The following is a 6,180-nucleotide window of genomic DNA, read 5'->3' as shown; positions in this document are numbered from 1 at the left end:
CCTCTGCCGGGGCACGCCTCGGCAGGGGCTCTCAGCGCAATCTCCAACTAAATTTCCAGACGTCAGGTTACAGTACCCGGCATCGTCGCGTCTGTGGCGAAGGTATCCGCGCTCATCGGCGTATCTTTGGATGGCGTTGGCTTGGTTTTCGGTTGAGGAACGTTGGTGCTTTGTCGACATACGGACATATTGCGCGGCGGTGCGGGCGGTTTCTTTTTCACGATCATTGTCTGGCCAACTCAATGCTGCGGCCTCCCATCATTCAACTTCGCTAACCTTTACAGTTGCTCTGAGTCTCCTTTCTCAATCCTGACGAGCGAGGGGCGGAACCATATTGGATAAAAAGGTCAATTCGTTGCATCGAAAATGCGCAGGACGCGTTTGTGCGTCAGAATACCGACATTCGATCAACTCAGCGCTGTCACGCGGAATGGAAAGGCTGCGAGACACGAAAGGCAGAGTTGCCGCGCCGTTCTCCAAAGTTTGCCTTTGAAATCAACAGCCAATTTCCTGAAAAAGAAAGACCTGTGTGTCGTCTCACAAAGGTTTTCCTTAAGGGTCCGCCGCGAGCTGCCTGCAACATTAAGAAATCTTAAGATACGCCAAACCTATTCCTCATGAGAGCGTCCTATGTGTGATCCGGCTCTGCTGAAAAGAGCAGCAAACAAGAGGATTACCCATTGGTTTACGCAGACAATAAAAAGTCAGCAATGCGGCGTGTCGTGACTACTTCAGCGCTCTCGACCGCATTGTTCACCGCGGCAACGATATCTGCACATGCAGACGAAGCTCTGGCTGACTTGGTCGAACGGGTCGCACCTTCTGTGGTTACAGTTTTGGCACAGCAGGACGCCGAAGCAGTCGACGTGGCCGGAAACAATGCCGAGCGGTTTCAAATCCCCGAAGGTACGCCCTTTGGTGATCTTTTCCGCCAGTTTGGCCAAGGCGCGCCGGATCAATTCGCGAACAAACAACCCCGCGCAGGTCTGGGATCCGGGTTCATTCTGGATGCCGACGGCTGGATCGTGACGAACCACCACGTGGTGGAGGGTGCTGACACAGTCACCATCCGCATGAGCGACAATCGTGAATTTGACGCTGAAATCATCGGCGTAGACGAAAACACGGACCTTGCCCTGTTGCGCATTCAGTCGGAAGACGCGCTGCCTTACGTCGTGCTGGGCGATTCCGATGAAATCCGTGTCGGCGAAGATGTCGTCGCGGTCGGCAACCCATTTGGTCTTGGCGGGACTGTGACGTCGGGCATCGTGTCGGCGAAGGGCCGCAACATCTCTGCCGGACCTTACGCCGAGTTCATCCAAACCGATGCGGCCATCAACAAAGGCAACTCCGGTGGTCCGCTGTTCAACGATGATGGCGAAGTCATTGGTGTAAACTCCGCGATTTATTCGCCCACCGGCGGATCCGTCGGGGTTGGTTTCGCCGTGACGTCCAATATCGTTGAATTGATCGTCGCAGACCTGAAAGAAGATGGTCAGGTTGATCGCGGCTGGCTTGGTGTTTCCATCCAGGATGTGACACCAGAACTGGCGGCGGCGCTTGGTATGGATGATGCAACCGGCGCTCTGGTCTCTTCTGTGGTCGATGGCAGCCCGTCCGAAGGCAAATTGCAAGCTGGCGATGTCATCCTGTCCTTCAATGGCAAAGACGTCCCGGACAGCCGGGCATTGCCAAGACTGGTTGCCGCGACAGAAAATGGCACACTGGCCGACATCACCCTGCACCGGGCGGGCAAGGAAGTGACGCAAAAGGTTCAGATCGGAGAACTGCGCTCGGCCCAGGCCTTGACGCAAGCAACACCGGCCGAAGAGAAAGACGCGGCGCTTGAAAAGTTCGGCGCAACCGTTGCTGAGCTGACCGATGGCGCAAGAGAACAAGTCGGTATCAGCCGGGACGTCGAAGGTGTCGTCGTGACATCCTTGTCTCCGTCTGGTCCGGCCGCTGCGGCTGGCGTGCAGGTGGGTGACGTGATCGTCCGTCTGGGCAACCAGGACGTGAACGACCCGAACGCCATGCGTGCGGCGCTTGCGAGCCAAGAAACTGCTCCCACGCTCTTGCTGATCAATCGCGCGGGCCAGCAGATCTTCGTCGCCGTCGAAATCGCTTGATGGAGTAAACGGTGGATCGTTCGGGACAGCCCTTAGGGAGGGGGCGCCGGACGCGAATGTCCTAACAGGAGTCCAATCGTTGCCGTCGGGCGGGTTAGTGTCGCCCGACGGTTTAATCGGCTTTTAGCTGGTCTTCTCATTTCGCTTCCGTCGACCTAGGTTGTCGTACTGGAAAGGAACTCGAATGCGCCGCATTTTGATCGTTGAAGACGATGAGGAAACTCGGAATTACGTAAAACGCGGATTTTCGGATGAAGGCTATTCCGTTCAGGTCGCGGACAATGGCCGGGATGGGCTGTACCTTGCGACCGATGGATCGTTTGATGCCATCGTTTTGGACCGCATGCTGCCGGAACTTGACGGTCTTTCGGTCTTGAAGTCATTGCGGGCCGCAGGGGTCAAAACGCCTGTCTTGCTGCTGACGGCTGTCAGCGCGGTTGACGAACGCGTGAAGGGGCTGCGCTACGGCGCTGATGACTATCTGGTCAAACCATTCTCTTTACAGGAACTTCTGGCACGGCTGGAAGCCTTGCTGCGCCGCCCACAGGAGCAGGCGACGATTTCAGAGTTATCTTGCCAGGATCTTGAGATGGACCTGATCCGGCGATCCGTCAAACGGGGAGAACGGCCCATCGAACTCACCCAAAGAGAGTTCCAGATCCTGGAGTTCTTTTTGCGTCGGAAAAACAGGGTGGTCACGCGTTCGATGCTTCTGGAAGGGGTGTGGGGCTATCATTTTGACCCGCAAACGAATGTCGTGGACGTACATGTGAGCAAGCTGCGCAAACAGATCGATGGTGCCGACGAGACCCCCCTATTGCGGACCGTCAGAGGTGCCGGATACATGTTGCAGGACGATTGAGCAGATGCGTTTCGTTCGCAGCGCCCGCACAAGACTGGTGATCGCCAGTGCATTTCTGGGCTTTGTTTCCATCGCGATGATGCTTGGCCTCGTTTATTGGACAGCAAATCGAGCCATCGAAGCCGAAACTCGCAATGTTGTGGATGCGGAACTCAAAGGACTGGCCGAAAGCTATTCCAATCTCGGCGTTCTCGGACTGGCCCGCACGATTGACAGGCGCATCAGCAGCAGCGAAGAACCCGATGCAATCTATGTTTTGACGGATCGGTACGGGCAGACAATTGCCGGAAATCTTGGCGCATGGCCACCCATTGTCAAACCGGGCAGCGGATGGGTCGAGATCGAACTGATCCGAACCGATACCGACCAGACCGTGCCGATATCAGCCGCCTCGATCAGTTTGCGCAATGGTGAACGGCTGTTGGTCGGCCGCGACGCGTCGGCCAAGAAACGGTTTGCTGCGGCCTTGGGGCAATCCGTCGCCGCGGCTCTGATCGTGGCCATCGTGGTCAGTTTCATCATCGGGTGGTTGCTGACACGCATGGTGTTCAACCGGGTCGGAGAATTGTCGAACACCGCGACCGAGATCATGTCCGGTGATCTCACGCACAGGATGCCCATGCGCGAAGGCGGTGATGAATTCGACCGTCTTGCACTGACGCTCAACAAGATGCTCAGCCGGATCGAGTTGCTGGTGTCGAACTTGCGGATGACGACCGACAGCTTGTCCCATGACCTGCGCAGCCCCCTGACGCGTTTGCGTGGCCATATCGAAGTGTTGGCGACGACCGGACTGACGGATGAGGAACGCACGAATTACTCGGATCGCGCGGTCGAAGAGATCGACTATATCCTGCGCGTCTTCACGGATCTGACCGAAATCGCGCGGGCCGAAGCAGGCATTGGGCGGGCGGATTTTGAAGCCATTGATCTGGCGACGGTCGCCAAAGGGGTCGCTGACTTTTATGGGCCGGTGGCCGCGGACAAGGGGATCACGATCCGCGTCGACGGTGATGTCGCGTTGGCCTTGGGCAACCGCGCTCTGCTCTCTCAGGCGATGTCCAATCTTTTGGAGAACGCCCTCAGATATGCGCCGGTGGATTCGGTCATCGAAGTGTTGACCGAGACCAAAGGTAGCGAGTCCATTCTGGCAGTTTCTGACCATGGCGAAGGTATTCCGCATTCGGATCAGGACCGCGTTCTGCAGCCCTTTGTGACGCTTGATCCAAGTCGCTCCGGCGGCTCAACGGGGTTGGGGCTGGCGCTTGTTGCCGCAGTGGCCCGGCTGCACGGAGGGGCAATTACCTTGCAAGACAACGCGCCGGGGGTCACGGCTCGGTTGACGCTGCCCACCGACGCCATGAAATCATAGGTCAGGCGAGGGGACAGCAAATTCCTGGAGGTCGGGAGGTGTAAGGTACTATTCGGCCAGCCTTTACCATTCGAAATGCATTGGTGCGCTGCGCGTGTGATCCTTGCAAACAGGAAATGCCCAAGCACAAGGCTCGGGCATTTCAGCAGTTTCAAACGGGTCTGGGGTGCGGCTTTATTCCGCCGCTGCCCTTAGAAATGCCAGCCGCAGCGAGATTGCGACAACGATCAATTCCGCGGTCAATGTCAGAAGCAGGGACATGATGCTCACTGCGTCGATGGCAGAGACCGTATAGGCTGCGGTCGACCCCGTAGCCGGAGAGATCTGGAGGCCGACCTGCGGGTTTGCGAGCATCGTCAGCAACAGTGCTGACGCAGCCCCAAAGAGCGACAGTATCGAAGCACCGGCCCCAATCGCAGCGGTCCAAACACCGATCCAAATCATCCGTCCAAGGCTGGCCATGCTCGGCGGCTTGCCCCCGTCAGACCATTCGCGCCCCACTTTTGCATACCGCCGACACCAGAATGTGGTGAAGATCGGCAAACCCAAAACGAGGAATGACAGAATATTGGCGATCCTGGCGCCACCCCCCGTCACCGCCAGGGTGTACAGACCCAAAATCAAAACAATGATCAGGAAGATAAGCTGCACCCAGAAGCCGATGCTTCCAAAGCGGACCAGCGCAGATGCCAGCGCCTTTTCCCGTTTCTCGTAGAACTCGTCTGAGGTGGCCATGGCCGAACTCCTTTTTAACGCTGCGCCCAAATCAGATATTAGCTGGCGCCCGTATGTTCAGCGATCATCGCTCGAAGGCTGTCTTCTTGCTTTTGAGACAATGAGGTCTGCAAGACACGCGGCTTGTATTGTTCAATTTCCGCGATGACCTTGTCCGGCGTTGCCTTTGCGACCATCAGAAACAGCGCCGAGGAATTTTCCGGGATGGTTTGCCCCAGTTCCTTGATGAAGCCATCGTTGATTCCAAAGTCCGACATCGATCCACCCAATGCGCCCATCGCGGCACCGGCCGCGCCGCCCAGGGCCATTCCGGCCAGTGGGTTGAGTACCAAAAGGCCCGCCAGCGCCCCGATCAGTGCACCGGTGCTCAACCCGGAGGATGCTCCGATCGCCGTAAGGTTCACCGATTGCTTGATATGGATTTCGCCATCCGCGTCGCGCACGACAACGCAGGCGTCAAGCAGGTCGATCAATTCTTGTTTTTTCAATGACCGCAACTTCGTAAGAACGGAATCAGCGGTTTCTGGTCCGTCGAAATTGAGTACGACAAGGTCAGCCATGAATAGTCATCCTTTTAACCCGCATTCCCCAAGTAGATCTCTGATTTCGCTGTCTTGAACGTGATATTTTCTATATATATCATGGCGTTGGTTGCTGCGGAGGATGTGTTTCATGGATCACCCAGAGGGTGCGGGCTTGCAGCGGGCAGATCGTGTGGATTTTGACCCTCGCGTGCGGCTGGAATTCCGGGGCGCTCAGCTCAGTTCGGATGGCGGCCTTCTGGTGATGCGCGAGCTTGATGACGCGCTCGGTCTGTCCAATCTGGCGTCTGCTGCCCTGTGCGATAATCGCCGTGGCAAGAACACGATCCACCGGCTCGACGGGCTGTTTCGGCAATCGGTCTACGGCCGGTTGGCAGGATACGGGGACGTCAATGACGCCGACCGTCTCGCGCTCGATCCCGTGATGCGCCAGGTTGTCGGTGGCCGTGCCGTCGATGCGCATGCCGCATCCACGTCGCAGATGGGCCGGTTCGAGACCGAGGGACTGGCGACCGCAGAGAACCGGGCGGCTCTGTCTGA

General features: G+C 57.3%; 7 protein-coding genes. 4 read left to right on the top strand and 3 right to left on the bottom strand.

All coding sequences use genetic code 11. The annotated features are described in order from the left end of the window. Window positions 1-243: recombinase family protein (locus LC354_RS25745; protein WP_223428819.1), on the bottom strand; the 243-nt coding region annotated here is incomplete at its 3' end. A 479-nt stretch (window positions 244-722) separates the two neighbouring features. Between LC354_RS25745 and LC354_RS25740 the strand changes: the two genes are divergently transcribed. From LC354_RS25740 to LC354_RS25730, 3 genes are all read left to right on the top strand, one after another. Continuing rightward, on the top strand, window positions 723-2,129 hold the full coding sequence (locus LC354_RS25740; RefSeq protein WP_223428818.1) for a Do family serine endopeptidase: 1,407 nt from the start codon (window positions 723-725) through the stop codon (window positions 2,127-2,129). A gap of 184 nt (window positions 2,130-2,313) precedes the next feature. Beyond that, window positions 2,314-2,991: a response regulator transcription factor gene (locus LC354_RS25735; RefSeq protein WP_223428817.1), complete on the top strand. Its 678-nt coding sequence runs from the start codon at window positions 2,314-2,316 to the stop codon at window positions 2,989-2,991. 4 nt (window positions 2,992-2,995) lie between these two features. Next, entirely contained in the window at window positions 2,996-4,363 is a 1,368-nt protein-coding gene (locus LC354_RS25730; protein ID WP_223428816.1) for a sensor histidine kinase, read from the top strand. Window positions 4,364-4,537: 174 nt separating this feature from the next. Here the strand turns inward: LC354_RS25730 and LC354_RS25725 are convergent, their stop codons facing one another. Beyond that, on the bottom strand, window positions 4,538-5,098 hold the full coding sequence (locus tag LC354_RS25725; RefSeq protein ID WP_223428815.1) for a DUF3611 family protein: 561 nt from the start codon (window positions 5,096-5,098) through the stop codon (window positions 4,538-4,540). A 38-nt stretch (window positions 5,099-5,136) separates the two neighbouring features. Then, window positions 5,137-5,658 carry a DUF1269 domain-containing protein gene (locus LC354_RS25720; protein ID WP_223428814.1) on the bottom strand — a complete coding sequence of 174 codons (522 nt, stop codon included), beginning with the start codon at window positions 5,656-5,658 and terminating at the stop codon, window positions 5,137-5,139. Window positions 5,659-5,770: 112 nt separating this feature from the next. Here LC354_RS25720 and LC354_RS25715 point away from each other — a divergent pair. Further along, a partial coding sequence (locus LC354_RS25715; RefSeq protein ID WP_223421634.1) for a transposase occupies window positions 5,771-6,180 on the top strand: 410 nt, incomplete at its 3' end.

Origin of the sequence: Tateyamaria pelophila (genome assembly GCF_019966495.1) — a bacterium.
GTDB lineage: Bacteria > Pseudomonadota > Alphaproteobacteria > Rhodobacterales > Rhodobacteraceae > Tateyamaria > Tateyamaria pelophila.
The sequence above is the reverse complement of the archived record's forward strand: the minus strand, read 5'-3'. Positions and strand labels throughout refer to the sequence as shown.